The sequence below is a fragment of the Pseudomonas sp. HMSC057H01 genome, assembly GCF_001836405.1.
Taxonomy (GTDB): domain Bacteria; phylum Pseudomonadota; class Gammaproteobacteria; order Pseudomonadales; family Pseudomonadaceae; genus Pseudomonas; species Pseudomonas aeruginosa.
The window spans coordinates 166,163-184,475 of the sequence record NZ_KV828478.1 but is presented as its reverse complement, the minus strand read 5'-3'; the positions used below and the strand labels follow the sequence as shown (position 1 = coordinate 184,475).

Sequence of the window (18,313 nt, the reverse complement as noted above, 5' to 3'; positions counted from 1 at the left end):
GACCGCCGGGCTTGTGGCGGACGCTGCGGACCCGTGCGAAGCCCGCCTGCGCCGCCAGCACCTCGGCGGCGTCCGGCGCGTCCAGCCAGGCCTGCGCCACCACTGCGTGGGGCGCGCCATGGCGTTCGGCGAGGTGATGCACGAAGCGGGTTTCGCCGAGCGGATCGCGCGGGTCCCACTCGGTTTCCACGTAGACCGTCTCGACCACCCTGTGTGCGCCGACGTCGCCGAAGTAGTCCGCCGGCAGGTAGCGGCGCTTGATCGCGCTGTAGTCGCCGTAGCGGAACGGAATCTTGGCGTCCTCCGCGAGCCAGGGGTGGTAGTTCGCCTGCGGGTCCCAGAAATGATGATGGGCGTCGACGATCGGCCCGTCGTACAGCTCAGCCATGCTTTGCCTCGGTCTTGTCCAGGGAAATCAGCAGGGTGCCGGCGATGAAGGCTGCCGAGCAGAGGGCGAAGAAGCCCAGCACCGCGGCATATCCGCCCAGGTGTTGCAGCAGCAGCCCGACCAGGATCGGCACGGCGATGCCGCCGAGGCTGCCGGCCATGTTCATCACCCCGCCGACCAGGCCGACCCGGGCCGGAGCGGCGAGCAAGGCCGGAAAGCTCCAGTACAGGCTGCCCCACATCAGGAAGAAGGCGGTCAGCGCCAGCAGGGTCACGGCGGCATAGGCATCTTCCAGGCTCGGCAACAGCAGGAAGGCGACCAGCGCCGCGAGGCCCGAGACCGTCAGCAGGCCCTTGGCCGCCAGGCCGCGGCGCACGCCCTTGCGGATCAGCAGGTCGCAGAGGAAGCCGCCGACCAGGGAACCGACGGCGCCGCAGAGGAAGATGACGAAGGTCGCGGCGCCGATACCCTTGATATCGAAGCCGCGCGCCTGCGCCAGGTAGCTAGGACCCCAGGTCAGCAGGCCGAAGAACACCATGGCCCAACTGGCGCGGCCGAGGACGATACCGACCAGGGAGCGGCCGGCGATGCCCAGTCTTCCGCCGGCCTGGCAGTCCGCTTCGGCGAGCGGGGTGGAGCGGTCGGCGTTGATCCGGTCCAGCTCGGCGGCGTTGACCCCGGGATGCTCGGCCGGGTCGTCGCGCAGGTAGTGCCAGGCCAGCCAGGCCATGGCCAGGGTGGCGATGCCGGCGATGAAGAAGGCGCTGCGCCAGGAGCCGAGCACGGCGATCAGGTAGGCGATGACCAGTCCGCCGAGAGCGACGCCCAGCGGCCCTCCGCAGTCCATCAGCACGGCGCCGCGGCTGCGTTCGCTGGAGCCCAGCCACAGCGAGTTGAGCTTGCCGCCGGAGGGGAACAGCGGCGCTTCCGCCGCGCCCAGGGCGACCCGGGCGAACATCAGCGACAGGCCGCCGCTGGCGAAGGCAGCGAGGGTCTGGAAGGCTCCCCAGAGGCCGGTGGACCAGCCGATCACCCGGCGCGGGCCGTAGCGGTCGATCAGCCAGCCGCCGGGAATCTGCAACAGCGCGTAGGCCCAGAAGAAGCTGCTGAGGATCAGCCCCTGCATGCTCGGCGTGAGCTGGAATTCACCGGCGATGGTGGGCATGGCGATGGACAGCGAGACCCGGTCGACCAGGTTGATCACCGTCAGGGCGAAGACGATGGCGAAGATGCGCCAGCGGACGTTGCTGGGTTTTGCGGCAGTGGCCTTGTCCTGGGCAGGATCAGCCTGGAGCACGGCGGTCTGTGCCTGAGCCATGGGTCGTACCTCTTTTATTGTTGTTCTTGTGCTGCGGAACTGGGTTGGCAGGTCCGGCAGGCCCACTATCCGGCTTTCCATCGATAACCGTCTAATCAAAGCTGCTCATACGGCCATTTCCTACGGTTATCGCTCCAGGTATCCGACATCCGCTTCCACTCATAACCCCAGGCTATCGGTGTATGCCTTATTTTGAGTGGACGCTTATCGGTGCGCTTCGCACACTCCGCTCTACCCATAACAACAATGACAACCAGAGGTCCTCCATGCGTACCGCATATGCGCGCTCCGTCCCCTCCTTCCTGGCCGCTTGCGCCCTGCTCTGCTGCACCGCCCTGCCCGCCCTGGCGGCTGCCTGGAAACCCGAAGAGAACCTGGAGATCGTCGTCGCCGGCGGTCCCGGTGGCGGCACCGACCAACTCGCCCGCCTGGTCCAGTCGGCGATCAGCCAGAACAAGCTGCTCGAGGTCAACACCGTGGTGCTGAACAAGGGCGGCGGCAACGGCGCCGAAGCCTTCCTCGACCTGAAGCTGGCCAAGGGCAACGCGCACAAGCTGGTGATCGGCACCAACAATGTCTACCTGTTGCCGCTGGTGGCCCGGCTGGGCTACCAATGGACCGACCTGACGCCGGTGGCGGCGGTGGCCGAGGACGACTTCATCCTCTGGACCTACCAGGCGGCGCCGTGGGCGGACGCCGCGGCGTTCCTCGCCGATCTGAAGAAGGACGCGGCAGGCATGCGCTTCGGCGGCAGCCAGTCGAAGGACGTCGACCAGACTCTAAGCCTGCTGCTCGGCAAGCAGGTCGGCGGCAAGCTGACCTACATCCCCTTCAAGAGCGGCAGCGAGGCGTCCATCCAGTTGGCCGGCAGGCACATCGCCGCCAACCTCAACAACCCGGCGGAAAGCCTCAGCCAGTGGCGCGGCGGCCAGGTCCGGCCGCTCTGCGTGTTCAGCCACGAGCGCATGATCTACACCGCCAAGGTCGCTGCCGAGCAGTCCTGGGCGGACATCCCCACCTGCCACGAACAGGGCCTGGGCATTGACCAGTACCGCTTCCCGCGCACCGTGTTCCTGCCCGGCGGAGTCAGCGACGAGCAGCGCGCCTTCTACGTCGAGTTGATGCGCAAGGTCAGCCAGACCGCCGAGTTCAGGGACTATGTCGAACGCTCGGCGCTGGCGCCGACCTTCCTCGCTGGCGAGGACCTGGTGAGCTACATCGAGAAGGACCGCCAGCGCGTCATCCCGCTGTTCCAGGAAGCCGGCTGGCTTCGCCAGTAACCCGCGTAGCGCGACCAGGAGACGAACATGTCCAGCTCATCCAATGCGCCGCTGGTCGCCACCCGCTGGGTGGAGATCGGCCTGGCGCTGTTCACCGCCGCGCTCGGCGCGATCGTCATGTACGGCAGCCAGGATATCGGCATCGGCTGGGGCGACAGCGGCCCCGAGGCCGGCTATTTCCCCTTCTACATCGGCCTGCTGCTGAGCGCCGCCAGCCTCGGCAACCTGCTCATGGCCCTGTGCCGCTGGCGGGCGCTGGGTACCTCGTTCGTCGCCCGCGCGGCCTTTCGCCGGGTGCTTGCGGTGTTCCTGCCGATCGCCGCCTACGTGGCGGCCATGCCGTTCGCCGGGATCTACCTCGCCTCCGCGTTGTTCATCGCCTGGTTCATGTGGCGCGACCGCAGCCGCGACAAACCCTACGGCGTGCCGCTGATCGTCACGCTGTCCTGCGGCGCGGCGCTGGCCAGCTACCTGGTCTTCGCCGTCTGGTTCAAGGTGCCGCTGGATGCCGGAATACTGGCCGACCTCGCGGCCTTCGTCGGGAGCGCCAGGCCATGAGCGAATTCGATTCCCTGATGCAGGGCATGAGCCTGGTCCTCAGCGCCCATCACCTCGGCCTGATGGTGATCGGCGTGCTGCTCGGCATCCTGGTCGGCGTGCTGCCGGGCCTCGGTGCGCCGAACGGGGTGGCGCTGCTGCTGCCGCTGACCTTCAGCATGTCGCCGGTGTCGGCGATCATCCTGCTTTCCTGCATGTACTGGGGCGCGTTGTTCGGTGGCTCGATCACCTCGATCCTGTTCAACATCCCCGGCGAGCCCTCGTCGGTGGCCACCACCTTCGACGGCTACCCGATGGCGCGCAACGGCCAGGCCGGCGAAGCGCTGACCGCCGCCTTCACCTCGGCGCTCCTCGGGGCGCTGGTCGGCGTGCTGCTGCTGACCTTCCTGTCCACCCATATCGCTCGCTTCGCCCTGGCGTTCAGCTCGCCCGAGTTCTTCGCCGTCTACCTGCTGGCGTTCTGCACCTTCATCGGCATGAGCCGCAACCCGCCATTGAAGACCCTGGTGGCGATGACCATCGGCTTCGCCATGGCCGCCGTGGGCATGGATACCGTGTCCGGCGACCTGCGCCTGACCTTCGACCAGCCCTGGCTGCTTTCCGGGCTGAGTTTCGAGGTGGCGGTGATCGGCCTGTTCGGCATCGGCGAGATCCTCTGCACGGTGGAGGAAGGCCTGGTGTTTCGCGGCGAGCGCGCACGCATCACGCCGATGGTGATCCTGCGTACCTGGGCCAGGCTGCCGCGCTACTGGCTGACCTGGCTGCGCAGCGCGCTGGTCGGCTGCTGGATGGGCGTCACTCCGGGCGGCCCCACCGCAGCCTCGTTCATGAGCTACAGCCTGGCGCGGCGCTTCTCGAAGAACCGCGAGAACTTCGGCAAGGGCGAGGTGGAAGGCGTGATCGCTCCGGAGACTGCCGACCACAGCGCCGGCACCAGCGCCCTGCTGCCGATGCTGACGCTCGGCATCCCCGGCTCGGCGACCGCCGCGGTGATGCTCGGTGGCCTGATGATCTGGGGGCTGCATCCCGGGCCGACGCTGTTCGTCGAACAACACGACTTCGTCTGGGGCCTGATCGCCAGCATGTACCTGGGCAACGTGGTCAGCCTGATCGTGGTACTGGCGACCGTACCGCTGTTCGCCTCGATCCTGCGGATTCCGTTCGCCATCGTCGCGCCGATCATCGTCATGGTCTGCGCCATCGGGGCCTACTCGGTGCACAACGCCATGCTCGACGTGGTCCTGATGCTGCTGTTCGGCGCGCTCGGCTACCTGTTCAAGAAACTCGGCTACCCCATCGCCCCGCTGGTGCTCGCCGCGGTGCTCGGCGACAAGGCCGAGGACGCGTTCCGCCAGTCGATGCTGTTCTCCGACGGGCAACTCTCGGTGTTCTGGTCCAACCCGCTGGTGGCCAGCCTGACCGGCGCGGCGCTGGCGATGCTGCTCTGGCCGTTGCTGGCGCGTTGCGCCGGGGCGCTGTTCCGGCGTGGCCGGCGGAGTCTCCGGCATGCCGCCTGAGCCTGCGTCTGGCGGCGGGGTGGATTTCTTGTCACCCTGGGTCTCCCCGCCGCCAGCGAGATACGCCATGTCCCGGATTCCCGACGCCAGCATCATCCACAGCCGCCTGCGCCTGCGCCAGTTGCGCCTGATGCTGGCCCTGGAGGAACTCGGCTCGCTGCGCCGCGCCGCCGACGAGATCGGCATGACCCAGCCGGCGGCGACCAAGATGCTCCACGAGGCCGAAGACCTGCTCGGCGTCGAGTTGTTCGAGCGTTTGCCGCGCGGCATGCGCGCGACGCCTTTCGGCGAGACGCTGATCTATTACTCGCGGATGATCTTCGCCGAGCTGTCCGGGATGCGCGAGGAACTGGTCGCGCTGGAGTCCGGCAACCTCGGCCGGGTCACCGTCGGAGCGATCCCGGCGCTGGCCTCGAGCCTGCTGACGCGCACCATCGCGACCCTGAAGCAGAGTCATCCACGGCTGTCGATGAGCATCCAGGTGGACACCAGCGACGTGCTGGTCCAGGCCCTGCAACAGGACCAGTTGGACGTGGTGCTCGGACGCATCCCCAGCGGCGCGCGCACCGACGACCTGGTGTTCGACAGCCTCGGCGAGGAGGAACTCTGCGTGGTGGTCGGCGCGCAGAACCCGTTGTCGCAGGCACGCAAGCTGGACTGGGGCGAGTTGCAGGAGCTGACCTGGGTGTTGCAGCAGCACCCCAGCCCGATGCGCGGGATCGTCAACCAGGCCTTCCACAACGCGCGCATCGACCTGCCGAGCAGTATCGTCGAGACCACCTCGATCATGACCCTGCTCTCCCTGCTGCAACAGACCGACATGATCGGCATCACTCCGCGCTCGGTGATCGAGGACTACCCGGGCAAGCACCTGCTGGCGATCCTGCCGATCCAGCTGGAGCCGCGCCTGCCGCCCTACGGCCTGATCACCCGACGCAACCGGGTCCACTCCTCGGCCATGCAGACCTTCATGGCCAGCGTACATGCCGAACAGGCGCGGCACCTGGCGAAGTGAGCGGCACTAGCACAAATGAGCTAATAGCCGCGAGCCGGCTGGACCTCTAACATCCTCGGGCATTTCAACGGAGTGAATGCCATGCCCTCGATCAAGCCCTTCGGTCTCGCCCTGCTCGTCCTCGGTCTCAGCGCCTGCGCCTCCCTCGGTCAGTCGGGGAATCGCGACAACGAGGTCAAGGTCGCCGCGCAGAAGCTCATCGGCCAGCCCGCCGGCAAGGCCTTCGAACTGTTCGGCAAGCCCGACCAGGGCCTCGGCCCTTCGTCCTACGGTAGCGGCGGCTTCTACGCCTGGAACCGCGTGCGGACCCACATGGGGCCGGACAAGGTCTTCATACAGACCGGCACCGAGTACGTCGGCCAGCGCGAGACCTGGGTCGGCGTCGGTGGCCAGGGGGTCGCCGGCATGGCGCCGGTGAGTAGCGAGGCGGTCTATCGCAAGACCGGCTACTACGAGAACGAGACCATCCTCGACTATTTCTGCAGCATCACCCTGTACACCGACAGCCGGGACATCATCACCAACGCCAGCGTGATCGACTGCCGGGACAGCCGCTGACGGGGCCGCCGGGCCCCGGCCTTCCTTCTCGACGACGAACCCCCGACGCGGAAGCCCTGCGGACCATGGCGTTACGCTATCGTTTTTTATTTCCTTGAATCCTTGTTTTCATACCTCTTATTTCGTCTGGAAATAAGATAGATCGATTCATTCTTTTCTCCCGACCCTTGGCCCCTGCCAAACTCCCTTCGCCACGGGATACCCCCGCGCCGACATGGCGGCATTCCCATCCGGAATGTCCGCCCCACATTGCAAGGCCCTGATCGTCGATCGCGGCCGACAAGGAGCTGGAACTTTCATGAAGAAACTCCCCGCCATCACCGCCCTCGCCCTCGCCCTGATCTCCGGCCTGGCCCAGGCCGACCGCCTGGAGGACATCCGCAAGGCCGGCGTATTGCGCGTCGCGTCCTTCGACAGCAACCCGCCGTTCGGCTTCGTCGACGCCAAGAGCAAGCAGATCGAAGGCCTCGACGTCGACTATGCCAAGGCCCTGGCCGACAAGCTGGGCGTCCGGCTGCAAGTGCTGCCGACCAACCCGGCCAACCGCATCCCGCTGCTGACGGCGAACAAGGTCGACCTGGTCCTGGCCAACTTCACCATCACCCGGGAGCGTGCGCAGCAGGTGGACTTCAGCATCCCCTACTTCTCCTCCGGCCAGCAGTTCATCGTCAAGAAAGGCACCCTGACCTCGCCGGAAGTCCTCAACAAGTGGCGGGTCGGCGTGGACAAGGGCACGGTCAACGAAGGCGTGCTGCGCGAGAAGTTCCCCGGCGCCAAGGTCATCGCCTACGACGACACGCCCTTCGCTTTCACCGCCCTGCGCAACGGCCAGGTCCAGGCCATCACCCAGGACGGTCCGAAGCTGATCGGCCTGCTGGCCAACGTGCCCGACCGCGACAAGTACGAAGTGCCGCCCTTCACCATTTCCAACGACCTGATCGGCGTCGGTATTCCCAAGGGCGAGAAGTCCCTGACCGAGTTCGTCGACAAGAGCCTGCGCGAGCTGGAGCAGGACGGTCAGGCGCAGAAGATCTACGACACCTGGTTCGGTCCGCAGACCAAGACCCCGCTGGCGCGCCTGTACAAGATCGGCGACAAGAGCTGAGCGGCCCGCTTCGCCCGCACGACCCGCGCGCCTCACTTCGCTGAGGCGCGTTTTTCGTTCTACCCGACGGAATCCCGCACATGTTCGGCGAACTTCTCGCCCCGCAGTACCTGCGCTGGTTGCTCGACGGCTTCCTGCTGACCCTCGGCCTTGCCCTGCTCAGTTGCCTGCTCGCCACCCTGATCGGCGCCCCCCTGGCCATCGCCCGGCTGTCGCGCCGACGCCTGCTGTCCTGGCCGGCGCGCGCCTACCTGGCGCTGTTCCGCAATACCCCGCTGCTGGTGCAGCTGTTCTTCTGGTACTTCGGCGTTCCCGCGCTGCTGCCGGAAGCGCTGGTGAGCTGGCTGAACACGCCGCACGAGACGCCCTTGCTCGACTGGCCGTCCTTCGAGTTCCTCGCCGGTGCCTGGGGGCTGACCCTCTATACCTCGGCTTTCGTCGCCGAGGAGTTCCGCGCCGGCATCGCCTCGGTACGCCCCGAGCAGCGCGCCGCCGGCCTCGCCCTGGGGCTGACCCAGCGCCAGGTATGGCGCGTGGTGGTGCTGCCGCAGGCCCTGCGCACGGCCCTGCCGCCGCTGCTCGGGCAGTACATGAATGCGCTGAAGAACTCCTCGCTGGCGATGGCCATCGGCCTGGCCGAGCTGTCCTACGCTTCGCGCCAGGTGGAAACCGAGACCTTCAAGACCTTCCAGGCCTTCGGCATCGCCACCCTCCTCTACATCGGCGCCATCGCCCTGATCGAAGCCTTCGGCCAGGCGTTGCAGCAGACCCGCCGCTACCGCCAGGGAGGTGCCTGAGATGGATTTCTCGGTCATCTCGGACAACCTGTCCTACCTGCTGCTCGGCGCCTACCCGGACGGCCCGCTTGGCGGAGCGGCGCTGACCCTGCTGCTGGCGTCGCTCTCCGGACTGGCTTCGGCGGTGCTCGGCCTGGTCCTCGGCGTGGCCCTCGCGGTGCTGCCCGGCAAGCCGCGCCTGCTGCTGGTGACGTTGCTCGGCTTCTTCCGTGCGATCCCGGTGCTGATGCTGATCTTCTGGACCTACTTCCTGCTGCCGATCGTCTTCCATGTCGACGTACCGGCGCTGGCCACCGTGGTCTGCGCGCTGTCGCTGATCGGCGGCGCCTACCTCGCCCACTCGGTGTACGCCGGCATCCACAGCCTCCCCGCCGGACAGTGGGCGGCCGCCCGCGCGCTCGGACTGCGGCCGTGGCAGGTGTTGCGCCTGGTGATCCTGCCGCAGGCGCTGCCGGTGATGCTGCCGTCCTTCCTCAACCAGTGGGTGTCGCTGATCAAGGACACTTCCCTGGCCTACGTGATCGGCGTCGGCGAACTGTCCTTCGTCGCCACCCAGGTGAGCAACCGGGTGATGGTCCACCCGACGGAGATCTTCCTGTTCGTCGCCCTGCTCTACTTCCTGCTCTGCACCAGCCTCGACCTGGCCGCCGCTTTCCTCGCCCGCCGCCGGCGGGCCTGAGCGGCGGCCGGTGGCTCAGGCGTCGCCGCGCGCCCGCGCGTAGTCGACCAGGTCGCCGAGGTAATGCGGCGAGGCGCGCAGGACGCCATCGTCCCAGCCGTAGAGCACGCCCAGCGCCGACACCTCCATGGCCCACCAGCCCCAGGCGTAGGGGCCGGTCAGGCGGCGGGTCTTCTTCTGCGCCTTGGGGGAAAGCTGGAAGAACTCCCGGTACTGGCTTTGCAGGTAAGGCGCCAGCGCCTGGGCGTCGCTGCCGTCCGCCTCTTCGAAGAACGCCCGCAACTGCCCGAACGGCCGTGGATGGAAGGTTTCCTCGCTGGCGGAAGTCAGGCCGAGGGCGGCCGCGCCGAGATAGTCGAGCAGGCGGTCGGTATCGAACTGCAGGACCTCCTCGACCAGCGCCGGGATTAGCTCCTGGGCGTCGAGCAGCACGCCCATGGCGAGCAGTTGCAGCGCGAACGGGTACTGGCCGGTGCGCGGCGCCAGGGCCGGCGCCGTCTCGAAGTCGACCTCGCCCTGCTCGCGCAGGCTGTCGCGGGCGGCGCCGAGCAGCCGGCTGTAGTCCAGCCACAGCGCGGCGGTCTCCAGGTAGATGGAACGCAGTTCGGCGCCGGCCAGGCCCCGGTCGATGGCCTTGAGCAGCAGCGTACTGGCGTTTTCCGCGGCCTGGCCCCAGGCCCAGGCGTTTTCCAGGGCTGCGTGCCCTTGCGCGGTGAACGGCTGGCGATAGCCGTGGCTCCGGGAAAACCTGTCGAGCGCGGCGATCAGTTCGCGCCAGTCGGCTTTCCAGTCGGCGAGGTCGATGTTCCTTCGCGGCGCCCGGTCGGTGCGGGCCAGGTTGCGCCATAGCGGCAGGGCGTCGGCGAGTCGGTTGTCCAGGGTGAGGGGGAATGCGTGCATGGCGGCCTGTGGTGATCGCGGCCGTTTCCGGCCGATCCGTGCGATCCGGAGTGCGGCCGTCCAGGCCGCGTCCGGTATGGACGGCCGATGCTAGCGCAGCGCGACGCCCCTGCGAAAGGCCCGCCCTAGCGGCCCGTCGGCTGGTTCCGGTAGTAGCCGAGGAAGGCCTCCAGCGGCAGTGCCTTGCCGAAATGCCAGCCCTGGCCGAGGGCCTCGGGCGAGCGGCGCAGCACGTGGTCGGCCTGGGCCTGTGTCTCGATCCCTTCGACGACCACGCCGATCTCCAGGTGCTCGGCCATCGAGCAGAGCTTGTCGAAGATCAGTTCGACGGCGCTGCTGTCGCCGATGGACTGGGTGAAGACCTTGTCGATCTTGATCGCGTCGACCGGCAGGTTGGCCAGGTAGACCAGGTTCGAATGACCGGTGCCGAAATCGTCCACGTAGATCTTCAGGCCGAGTTCGCGCAGGCGGTTCATCCCGGCCAGCAGGCAGCCCTGGGCCTCGGTGGTGCGCTCGGTCAGTTCCAGCGCGACCTGTTCCGGGCGCACGCTTTCCCTGGCCATCTGGCGCATGGCGAAATCGATGAAACCGGGGTCGGCGATGTCCTTGCCGGTGACGTTGACACTGACGTAGAAGCTCCGCTGCTCCCTCAGCAACGGCCCGAGCTGCTTCAGGGCGCGGCGGAAGACGAAACGGGTCAGCAGTTCGATGTCGCCGCTCTCCTCCAGGGCGCCGATGAAGACATCCGGGGAAACCCGCCCCAGGCTGCTATCGGTCCAGCGCGCCAGGGCCTCGACCCCGGCGCAGCGGCCGCTGGCCAGGCGCACGATGGGCTGGTAGTGCACCTCCAGGGCCTCGCGCTTCAACGCGCGCAGCAGCCTGGCTGGCAGTTTTTCGTCGTTGAGGAAGCCGAACAGGTAGCTGAGCAGCAGCATGACGCCGAACAACAGCCCGCCGCCGAGCGCCGCGGCCATGGCCGCGCGTCCGGGCTCGGTGCCAAGCAGGCCGCGTTCACGGAGAAGGGAGACCACGCAGATGTCCTGCGTCGGGTCGCACAGGCTTATCTGCCGGGCGCCGATGAAGCGCGGCCAGCCGGGCCGGCCGAGCGCCTCGAGGGGCTGGTCGTCGTCCCAGGCGAAACGGTGGTAGATGTAGTCGCCGCCGCGGCTGACGGCCGCCGCCGAGATGCCCGGGTCCGGGTGGTCGACATCGAAGTAGGCATGCGGGGCGATGAAGAGGATGGCGTTGCCGCGCCCGACCAGGCCGGAAGGCAGCATCTGCAGGGGCAAGGGCATGCCCTCCGACCAGAAGCGGGTGCCTCTGGCGTCGATCCGGTCGGGCGCAGCCAGCCCCCACGGCGATCGTAGCCGGCCGCGGACGCCGGTACAGACGATGCGATTGCCGCTGACCCGGCCGACGTCGCTCATGAAGCGCGATTCGAGCACGATGGCGCGCAGCGCCTCCAAGTCCTGGTCGCTGCAGGCCGCGGGGCCGCCGGCGTTCATCTCGTGGAGCATCTGCTCGGCCGCGGAGGAAATCTCCAGCGCCCGCTCCAGGGCCATTTCGGTGTAGGACGCCAGGTGCGCCCCGTCGTGCTGGCGATCCAGTTCGTTGATCACGAAGATCCCGCAGACACCGCCCACCAACGACGTGGTGAGCAGTATCGGCAGGATCCGCCGCCAGTTGATCCGGCCCGCGGCAGCCGTTTCACGCTCGGACATACCTTCTTCCCGTCAAAAGAGTTCATGGAAAGCACGCCAGATTGCCGAACAGCTTCACGGGCCCTGTCGGGCCGTGCGCAGAACCTTTTCAGATTTGTCCCGATCGTGACAACGCTACCTTCGCCAGCGCCGTCCAGTCCGATTCCCCGTCGCCATGGGCGATGGCTTCGAGCAACACGTCGTGCAACAGGCTGGCCAGCGGCAGCGGCACGTTGTGGCGCTTGCCGGCGGACAGCGCCAGGTCGACGTCCTTCAACCCGAGGACCAGGCGGAACCTGGCCGGGGTGAAACGCTGCTCGACGATCTGCGGGCCGTAGTTGCGATAGACAGGCGCATCGAAAAGCGTCGAGGACATGAGTTCCATGAACCGGCCGGGCTCGACGCCCAGGCGCTTCACCAGGGCGACGCTTTCGCCCATGCTTTCGATGGCGCTGGCGATCATGAAGTTACCAGAGATCTTCACCGCCATTGCGCTGCGCGGGTCTTTTCCGAAAAACCATGTCTTCTGTCCCATAATTTCCAGCAGTGCCTTGACTTGCTCGATGGCTTCCTCCGGACCGCCGACGACGATGTTCAGCTTGCCGGCCTCGGCCACGTCGGTGCGGCCGAACACCGGCGCGGCGACGAACGCGATGCCCTGGCGCTGGTGTGCCTGGTCGAGCGCCTCGACGCAATCGAGCGACAGGGTCGACATGCTCAGGTGGATGAGACCCGGCCTCGCCCGTTCGAGCGCACCGCTGTCGAGCAGCACGGCGCGAATCGCCTGGTCGTCCGCCAGCATGCTGATGACCACGTCGAGGCCGAACAGCTCGCCGACCTCCTCCGCCCTGGTCGCGCCCAGCGCCACCAGCGGCTCGCAGGCCGCCGCGGAACGGTTCCACAGCGTCACTTCGAGCCCCGCCTGCACCAGGCGGGTGGCCATGGCGGCGCCCATGCCGCCCAGGCCCAGAAATCCGACTTTCATCCGTTTCACTCCTCGTGGGGTCTTGTAGGTTCCGGATCTACCGGAGACAGGCTGGCCGCTGGCAGTTCCTCGAGAAGGAACACCTGGCGGTCCGCCAGGAGATCGGCGACGGCATCGGCCATCGCCCTGTAGTGCGGCATCCGTCGGTGCCGCTCGATGGCGTCGCGGTCGGCCCAGCGTTCGACGAAGACGAAGCGCCCGGCCTCGTCGAGGCTCCGGTGCAGGACGTAGGACAGACAGCCGTCCTCGGCCCGCGACGGCTGCACGCAGGCCAGCAGCAGCCGCTCGACCTCCGCCGCCCTGCCCTCGCGCGCCTGCAACAGCGCTACCACGCGGATCGCCTGGTTCATGCGTCGGCTCCGACGCGCACCACCAGCTTGCCGAAATTGCGTCCCTGGAGCAGGCCGAAGAAGGCCTCGGGGGCATTCTCCAGGCCGTCGACCCGCTCTTCGCGGTACTGGATGAGGCCGTCGGCGAACCACTTCGACATGTCGCGCTGGAATTCATCGTAGCGATGGCCGTAGTCGTCGAAGATGATGAAGCCCTGCACCTTGATGCGCTTGCGCAGGATCGTGCCCATCAGCGCCGGCAAGCGGTCCGGCCCGGGCGGCAGGTCGGTGTCGTTGTAGTGGGCGACGATACCGCAGACCGGGATCCGGGCCTTGGCGTTGAGCAGCGGAAAGACGGCGTCGAAGACCTTGCCGCCGACGTTCTCGTAATAGATGTCGATGCCGTCCGGGCAGGCCTCGGCCAGTCGTTCGGCGAAGTCCGCGGCATGGTGGTCGAGGCAGGCATCGAAGCCGAGCACCTGCACGGCGTGGCGGCATTTTTCCGCACCGCCGGCGACGCCGACCACCCGGCAGCCCTTGAGCTTGCCGATCTGTCCGACGGTGGCGCCGACCGGCCCGGTGGCGGCGCCCACCACCAGGGTCTCGCCGGCCTGGGGTTTGCCGATGTCGAGCAGGCCCATGTAGGCGGTGAAGCCGGGCATGCCGAGCAGGCCCAGGGCGTAGGACGGATGCTCCGGCGACTCGCCCAGGCGCGCCAGGCCGCTGCCGTCGGAAAGCGCGTAGTCCTGCCAGCCGTTGGCCGAGAGTACCCAGTCGCCGACCTTGAACCCGGGATGGTTCGAGGCTTCCACCCGGCTGACCGTGCCGCCGACCATGACCGCGCCGAGTTCCACCGGCGGCGCGTAGGACGGCGCGTCGCTCATCCGTCCGCGCATGTAGGGATCGAGCGACAGGTAGACGGTGCGCAGCAGCACCTGGCCCGCGCCGGGCTCAGGAAGCGGAACCTGCTCGATGCGGAAGTTATCCCGGGTCGGGGCGCCGTGGGGGCGCGAGGCGAGGACGATGCGGCGGTTGACCTGCGTGGATTGGGACATATCCAGACTCCTCTGTCTGACGCATGTGGCGAACGGTTCATACCGTGCGCGGTATAAATTAGACCAGTCGACTACTAACAGGCCGAAAAAATACCCGCCTCTCGCGGGGCGGGTATTTCCTGGCGGAACCTCAGATTTCCAGCAGGCTGCGGGTGGTCTGCATGGCTGTTTCCAGCGGTCCCGGGCTGCGGTGCAGCTTGCTCAGCAGGCTCGCGCCGAGCCACAACTGGTACAGCGCGCTGGCCATGTGCCGGGCATCGCAGGGCGCGAGGGAGCCGTCGTCGCGGCCCTGCCCGAGGCAGCCGACCAGGCGTTCGATGATCCCGTCGGAGCCGTCGCGCAGGGTGATGCGCATGCTTTCCGAAAGGTCCGCGACCTCGGCGCTGAGCTTGACCACCAGGCAGCGCTGCTCGTCGCAGGGCGGGCAGGCGTTGTCCAGCCACTTCTGCCAGTAACTCATCAGTCGTTCGCGGGCATTCAGCCCTGGCGCGGAGAAGCGTTGGTCCATGTCCGCCAGGTAGACGCGGAAGTAGTCCTCCAGCAGGGCCTGGCCGAACTGTTCCTTGGATTTGAAGTAATGGTAGAACGAGCCCTTGGGAACGCCCGCGGTCTGCAGGATTTCGTTGAGGCCGACGCCGGAGAAGCCTTTGACCGCCATGATCCGGTATCCGGTATCGAGCAGATGCTGGCGGGTGTCGTCGTAGCTGGGTTTCATGGGCGCACGGTAGCTTGAATTAGACCAGTCGTCTAGAAATAATTCGGAGCCATGAGTATAGCGCCGACGGCAACTGCGCCGCTGTCGGGAACCGTGCGGAACGGACGCCGGTCCGGCGCCCGCCCCGCTCCGCGGATTTACCCCTCGCGGACCTAGCAGGCCGCGACCGCCACGGCGGCAGGCTCCGGCTGGAAGCGCGCGGCGAGGAACGGCGCGATGTCCAGCGGCAGCGTCTCTTCGTGGACCAGCCGGTCGAGCAGCACCCCGGTGACCGCCGAGGTGAGGATACCGGTGCGGAAATGCCCGCAGGCGTTCAGGTAGCCCTCCACCTCCGCCACCGGACCGAGAATCGGCAGTTCGTCCGGCGAGCCCGGGCGCAGGCCGGCCCAGGTGCGCTTGAGGTTGACCTGTTGCAGCTCCGGCACGCAACGCACCGCGCCCTGCACCAGGCCGGCGATTTCCGGGAAGGTGTTGCTGACGTCGAAGCCCTTGTCCTCGGTGGTGCTGCCGATCAGGATCTCGCCGTTGTCCTTCTGCGCCATGTAGCAGTCGCTGGTGGTCAGGCAACCGTTCAGCAGTCGCGGCATACGCTCGGTGAGGACGATCTGGCCCTTCACCGGTTTCACCGGGATGCGCCGGCCGGTGGCCAGCTCGCTGAGTTCGGCGGCCCAGGCGCCGGCGGCGTTGATCAGGGTGCGGCAATGCAGTACCCCGGCATTGTCCGTGCGCACTCCGCTGATCCGCCGGCCCTGGCGCAGCACGCCGGTGACGTTGGTTCCCAGCAACAGCTCGACGCCGTTCTGGCGCGCCGCCTCCAGGTAGGCGTCGGCCAGGCGGAATGGGCTGACCTGGTGGTCGCAGAGGAATTCCAGCGCGCCGTGGGCCGCGTGGCTGACCGCCGGCTCGGCACGACGCAGTTCCTCGCGGTCCAGCCAGCGTACCTGCTCGGCCAGATGCGGGATCTGCGCCACGATGTGCTCGGCGTACTGGCGATCCTCGTCGTCCTGGATCACGTATTTCAGGCCGGTGCGCTCGAACTTGAAGTCCATCCCGTGGCGTTCGATCAGTTCTCGGTGCAGTTCCGGGTACAGCGCGTTGGATTGCAGGGCGAGGTCGAAGAACGCCGGCGGCAGGATGTGCGGCGTGCTCGCGTCCACCGCCACCGCCGCGCCCTGGGCCTCGCGCCGGTTGCGGGAGGACATCATGCGGAAGAAGATCACCCCGCAGCCCAGCCCCACCGATTCGCCGATGGCCCAGAGGCCGCCGGCCGAGGCGCGGGTGGCGTTGCCCGGTCGCTTGTCGTCGACCACGGCGATGCGCAGGTTGCCGCGCCTGGACAGTTGGTAGGCGCAGGACGCGCCGATCACGCCGCCGCCGGCAATCACGATGTCATAGGTTCTGTTCATGTTCAGGCTTCCGTACCGAGGTTCTGGAATGCGGAAAACGGGATCGGATCGATCGGGAAACGCGGTCGCAGCCAGCCGACGTCGTGGCGTCCGGTGGCGCGGCGCAGGCGATCGCTGCAGTAGCCGATGCACATCCGCCCCTGGCAGTCGCCCATGCCGGCGCGGGTGCGCATCTTCAGCCCGGCGATGTCCTGCACGCCCTGTTCGAGCGCGCGCTCGATGTCGCCGCGGGTGACCTGTTCGCAGCGGCAGATAACCGTATCGGCCCGCGCCAGTTCGACCTGGCGGGCGCCGCGCTGGGTGTAGCGCTCGACTCCGGCGCGGAAGCGCTTGATCGCCTCCAGCCGGGCGAGATGGGATTCTCGGCGTTCGATGGCCTCGGCGGGCGCGATGGCCTCGCGTTGCAGGAGGATCGACAAGGCCGCGATGCGCCCGCCGATCATCGCCGCCTCGCCGCCGCGGATACCCGCCATGTCGCCGGCCAGGTGGATGTGCGGTTGGCTGCTCTGCTGCCAGACGTTGCATTCCGCGCGCAGGTATCCGTCGTCGCTGAAGCCGTGCTCCAGGCCCAACTGCTGGCTGAGCTGGGTGCGCGGGATGAAGCCATAGCCGACCGCCAGGGTGCTGGCCTTCACCGGTCGCGCGTTTTCTAGGTCGGGCCGCCACTCTTCGTCGTAGGGCGCTACCGTCACTTCCGTCAGTTCCCCCTCGCCGCTGGCCTCCACCACGCCCCAGCCATAGTGCAGCGGAATGCCGTTGAGCTTGAGATAGCCGAGCATGCTCAGGCCGTCGAGGAACAGTTGCGGCTTGTTCAGCAGCGCCAGGCTTTCCCTGGCCATGCGGCCGAACGCGCAGGCCTCGTAGACCCCGGCGACACGTACCCCAGCCGCATGCAGCTGGCAGGCCACCAGTGGCAGCAGCGGGCCGCTGCCGGCGATCAGGGTATCGCCCAGGGGCTTCACCACGCCGCTCTTGATCTGCAATTGCAGGCCGCCGAGGAGCATCACCCCGGGCAGGGTCCAGCCGGGGAACGGCACGCTGCGCTCATGGCAGCCGGTGGCCAGGAGCAGGTGCGAATACTCCACCTCGTGCAGCCGTTCCGCCTCGTCGAGGACCATCAGGCGCTGGCCGTCGCCGCCGACCACGCGGCTGTTCAGGCGCAGGTCGATGTGCCCGGCGCAGGCGGAGAAATCGCGCCGCAGTTTTTCCAGCATCCGGGTGTAGCGCGCGCCGAGGTAGGCCGGATCGACGCCGGCCCGCAAGGGGCCGCGATAGACCACCCCGCCGGGACGCGAGGCCTCGTCGAAGAGGATGCAGGGGACCCCGCGCCTGGCCAGCTCGATGGCTGCGGCCATGCCGGCCGAGCCGCCGCCGACGATCACCGGGCGCAGGTTCATGGCCGTTCCTCCCGGTCGAAGCGGTTGCTTTCGGTTTCCACCCGCATGCCCGGCCGGACGACGGTCTGGCAGGCGCGGCGCTTGGGCCGGCCGTCAATGGCGACCAGGCAGCAGTGGCATACGCCCATGCCGCAGAAGGCGCCGCTGGCCTGGCCATGGTCGTTGCGCGCGAGCCGGCGCAGGCCCACGGCATTGAGCACGTTGAGCACGGTCTCACCGGCAGCCGCCGCGACGGGCTGGCCATTGAGGTGGATGGTCATGTCTGCCCGCGAGAGGGGCTGGATATCGTGTTGACGTTCAAGAAGGTGCATTGCCCTTTCATCCGTGAGAGAGAGTCGGGAGCCGGCGACACTAGGAGTCGGGCCGGGCGCGGACATTGATCCATGACAGGTGGGTATCTTCCCCTGCCAATTCTGGTAGGTGGGGTGCAGGTGTTCGCGCGGAAAAGTCGAACCCGCGCCTACCCCAGGGTGCCAAGCAGCAAAGCCGGCTCACCCGTGGAGGCCCCATGTGGTTCTCCCTGAATTGCTTCTTCCCGGCGTCGCAGCCATCTACCTAGCGCTCGCGCGGGCAGCGTGCGGAAAACAAAAAATTTGTCCGCGTTTTCTGAT

General features: G+C 67.6%; 19 protein-coding genes. 8 read left to right on the top strand and 11 right to left on the bottom strand.

The genetic code is table 11. The features are described from left to right. Nucleotides 1–388 (bottom strand): amidohydrolase family protein (locus HMPREF2581_RS18160; RefSeq protein ID WP_371914914.1); only part of this gene is annotated, 388 nt, incomplete at its 3' end. Next, entirely contained in the window at nucleotides 381–1,706 is a 1,326-nt protein-coding gene (locus HMPREF2581_RS18155; protein ID WP_009315749.1) for an MFS transporter, read from the bottom strand. The genes HMPREF2581_RS18160 and HMPREF2581_RS18155, both read right to left, overlap by 8 nt. Before the next feature lie 266 nt (nucleotides 1,707–1,972). Here HMPREF2581_RS18155 and HMPREF2581_RS18150 point away from each other — a divergent pair, with 266 nt between their 5' ends. From HMPREF2581_RS18150 to HMPREF2581_RS18115, 8 genes are all read left to right on the top strand, one after another. Next, nucleotides 1,973–2,986 (top strand): Bug family tripartite tricarboxylate transporter substrate binding protein, encoded by a 1,014-nt coding sequence (locus HMPREF2581_RS18150; protein WP_016254174.1) that lies wholly within the window; start codon nucleotides 1,973–1,975, stop codon nucleotides 2,984–2,986. Between the two features lie 27 nt (nucleotides 2,987–3,013). Continuing rightward, nucleotides 3,014–3,544 carry a tripartite tricarboxylate transporter TctB family protein gene (locus tag HMPREF2581_RS18145; RefSeq protein ID WP_003110999.1) on the top strand — a complete coding sequence of 177 codons (531 nt, stop codon included), beginning with the start codon at nucleotides 3,014–3,016 and terminating at the stop codon, nucleotides 3,542–3,544. After that, nucleotides 3,541–5,061 (top strand): tripartite tricarboxylate transporter permease, encoded by a 1,521-nt coding sequence (locus tag HMPREF2581_RS18140; protein WP_003089051.1) that lies wholly within the window; start codon nucleotides 3,541–3,543, stop codon nucleotides 5,059–5,061. The genes HMPREF2581_RS18145 and HMPREF2581_RS18140 overlap by 4 nt, the downstream gene beginning before the upstream one ends. Nucleotides 5,062–5,128: 67 nt before the next feature. Beyond that, complete coding sequence (locus HMPREF2581_RS18135) at nucleotides 5,129–6,076, top strand: LysR family transcriptional regulator (RefSeq protein WP_003089050.1); 948 nt, start codon at nucleotides 5,129–5,131, stop codon at nucleotides 6,074–6,076. Nucleotides 6,077–6,157: 81 nt separating this feature from the next. After that, nucleotides 6,158–6,634 (top strand): hypothetical protein, encoded by a 477-nt coding sequence (locus HMPREF2581_RS18130; RefSeq protein ID WP_003089049.1) that lies wholly within the window; start codon nucleotides 6,158–6,160, stop codon nucleotides 6,632–6,634. 298 nt (nucleotides 6,635–6,932) lie between these two features. Next, entirely contained in the window at nucleotides 6,933–7,739 is an 807-nt protein-coding gene (locus HMPREF2581_RS18125; RefSeq protein ID WP_011666670.1) for an ABC transporter substrate-binding protein, read from the top strand. 80 nt (nucleotides 7,740–7,819) lie between these two features. Continuing rightward, nucleotides 7,820–8,536 carry an amino acid ABC transporter permease gene (locus HMPREF2581_RS18120; RefSeq protein WP_003089046.1) on the top strand — a complete coding sequence of 239 codons (717 nt, stop codon included), beginning with the start codon at nucleotides 7,820–7,822 and terminating at the stop codon, nucleotides 8,534–8,536. Between the two features lies 1 nt (nucleotide 8,537). Next, nucleotides 8,538–9,215, top strand: a complete 678-nt coding sequence (locus tag HMPREF2581_RS18115) for an amino acid ABC transporter permease (RefSeq protein WP_003089043.1) — start codon at nucleotides 8,538–8,540, stop codon at nucleotides 9,213–9,215. A gap of 15 nt (nucleotides 9,216–9,230) precedes the next feature. On the opposite strand, the gene HMPREF2581_RS18110 is transcribed toward HMPREF2581_RS18115, so the two are convergent. The 9 genes from HMPREF2581_RS18110 to hcnA all read right to left on the bottom strand — a co-directional run bounded on the left by HMPREF2581_RS18110 (nucleotide 9,231) and on the right by hcnA (nucleotide 18,013). Beyond that, complete coding sequence (locus HMPREF2581_RS18110) at nucleotides 9,231–10,115, bottom strand: DUF1911 domain-containing protein (protein ID WP_009315738.1); 885 nt, start codon at nucleotides 10,113–10,115, stop codon at nucleotides 9,231–9,233. A gap of 125 nt (nucleotides 10,116–10,240) precedes the next feature. After that, nucleotides 10,241–11,836, bottom strand: coding sequence for an EAL domain-containing protein (locus HMPREF2581_RS18105; RefSeq protein ID WP_011666671.1), 1,596 nt, complete (start codon nucleotides 11,834–11,836; stop codon nucleotides 10,241–10,243). Between the two features lie 88 nt (nucleotides 11,837–11,924). Further along, the gene (locus HMPREF2581_RS18100) at nucleotides 11,925–12,800 is read right to left on the bottom strand and encodes an NAD(P)-dependent oxidoreductase (protein ID WP_003089038.1); all 876 of its coding nucleotides are present in this window, start codon (nucleotides 12,798–12,800) and stop codon (nucleotides 11,925–11,927) included. Between the two features lie 5 nt (nucleotides 12,801–12,805). After that, a complete protein-coding gene (locus tag HMPREF2581_RS18095) occupies nucleotides 12,806–13,150 on the bottom strand; it encodes a putative quinol monooxygenase (RefSeq protein WP_003089035.1) in 345 nt (114 codons plus the stop codon). Continuing rightward, nucleotides 13,147–14,184, bottom strand: coding sequence for an NADP-dependent oxidoreductase (locus tag HMPREF2581_RS18090; protein WP_003132100.1), 1,038 nt, complete (start codon nucleotides 14,182–14,184; stop codon nucleotides 13,147–13,149). Before HMPREF2581_RS18090 ends, HMPREF2581_RS18095 begins: the two co-directional genes overlap by 4 nt. 130 nt (nucleotides 14,185–14,314) lie before the next feature. After that, nucleotides 14,315–14,899: a TetR/AcrR family transcriptional regulator gene (locus HMPREF2581_RS18085; protein WP_011666672.1), complete on the bottom strand. Its 585-nt coding sequence runs from the start codon at nucleotides 14,897–14,899 to the stop codon at nucleotides 14,315–14,317. Between the two features lie 152 nt (nucleotides 14,900–15,051). Continuing rightward, nucleotides 15,052–16,305, bottom strand: a complete 1,254-nt coding sequence (gene hcnC / locus HMPREF2581_RS18080) for a cyanide-forming glycine dehydrogenase subunit HcnC (protein ID WP_011666673.1) — start codon at nucleotides 16,303–16,305, stop codon at nucleotides 15,052–15,054. A 2-nt stretch (nucleotides 16,306–16,307) separates the two neighbouring features. Beyond that, complete coding sequence (hcnB, locus tag HMPREF2581_RS18075) at nucleotides 16,308–17,702, bottom strand: cyanide-forming glycine dehydrogenase subunit HcnB (protein ID WP_009315733.1); 1,395 nt, start codon at nucleotides 17,700–17,702, stop codon at nucleotides 16,308–16,310. After that, the gene (hcnA, locus tag HMPREF2581_RS18070) at nucleotides 17,699–18,013 is read right to left on the bottom strand and encodes a cyanide-forming glycine dehydrogenase subunit HcnA (protein WP_003089025.1); all 315 of its coding nucleotides are present in this window, start codon (nucleotides 18,011–18,013) and stop codon (nucleotides 17,699–17,701) included. The genes hcnB and hcnA overlap by 4 nt, the downstream gene beginning before the upstream one ends. Nucleotides 18,014–18,313: the final 300 nt, after the last annotated feature.